Origin of the sequence: Halorubrum sp. Ea8 (assembly GCF_002252925.1) — an archaeon.
Taxonomy (GTDB): Archaea; Halobacteriota; Halobacteria; order Halobacteriales; family Haloferacaceae; genus Halorubrum.
This window is the reverse complement of sequence record NZ_NHPF01000118.1, coordinates 1-1,045: the sequence shown is the minus strand read 5'-3', so window position 1 is coordinate 1,045 and position 1,045 is coordinate 1. Positions and strand designations below refer to the sequence as shown.

The window sequence follows — 1,045 nt, the reverse complement described above, 5'->3', positions numbered from 1 at the left end:
CTTTCGTCGAGCCCGTCGGGCCCGAGAGCCACATCCCGCACGAGACCCGACGGGCTCGACGAAAGGAGAACGTCGAAATCGAGCGGAACGGTCGGAAGGTAACGATCGACATCGTCGACACGCCGGGCGTGACGACGAAGGTGGATTACAAGGAGTTCCTCGATCACGACATGGAGAAGGACGACGCGGTGCGTCGCTCCCGCGAGGCGACGGAGGGGGTCGCGGAGGCGATGCACTGGCTCCGCGAGGACGTCGACGGAGTCATCTACGTCCTCGACTCTTCCACGGACCCGTTCACGCAGGTGAACACGATGCTCATCGGCATCATCGAGTCGCAGGACCTCCCGGCGCTGATCCTCGCTAACAAGACGGACCTTCCCGGAGCGAACGTCCAGCAGATCGCCAACGCCTTCCCGCAGCACGAGACGATTCCCCTCTCGGCGCTCGAAGGCGACAACATGGACGAAGTGTACACGAAGATCGCGGAGTACTTCGGCTGATGCCCGGACCGACCCCCAACGTCGACGGCGACGCGTCGCCCGACGACACGGACGACGGCGTCCGGATCGACATGATAAGCGGCGCCCGGATGGAGGGGCTCACCGGCATGGAGAAGATCCGCCTCATTCTCGACGGCGTCCGCGACGGCAACATCGTCATCCTCGAGGAGGGGCTCTCCCCCGACGAGGAGTCGAAACTGATCGAGGTGACGATGACCGAGATCAGCCCGGACGACTTCACCGGAATCGAGATCGAGACGTATCCGAAGGCGGAGACGACCGACCAGAGCTTCCTCGACAAGCTGATAGGTCGAAAGTCGGCACAGAAGCTCACCGTCATCGGTCCGGCCAACCGGATCGAGACGCTGCACAAAGACGAGAACCTCATCAGCACGCTCGTCTCCCGAAAATAGATGCCTCACCAGTGTACCACCTGCGGCCGGACGTTCCCCGACGGATCGAAGGAGATGCTCTCCGGGTGTCCGGACTGCGGTGGGAACAAGTTCCAGTTCAAGCCCGCGGGCGCGACGACTGACGAACCCCCG

General features: G+C 63.3%; 3 protein-coding genes. All 3 read left to right on the top strand.

From position 1 onward, the window contains the following. Positions 1-500 (top strand): GTPase (locus DJ74_RS14350; RefSeq protein WP_094527685.1); only part of this gene is annotated, 500 nt, incomplete at its 5' end. Beyond that, entirely contained in the window at positions 500-913 is a 414-nt protein-coding gene (locus tag DJ74_RS14345; protein WP_094524766.1) for a DUF2073 domain-containing protein, read from the top strand. The genes DJ74_RS14350 and DJ74_RS14345, both read left to right, overlap by 1 nt. Then, the coding region (locus DJ74_RS14340; protein WP_217900335.1) for a Zn-ribbon domain-containing protein at positions 914-1,045 on the top strand (132 nt) is incomplete at its 3' end.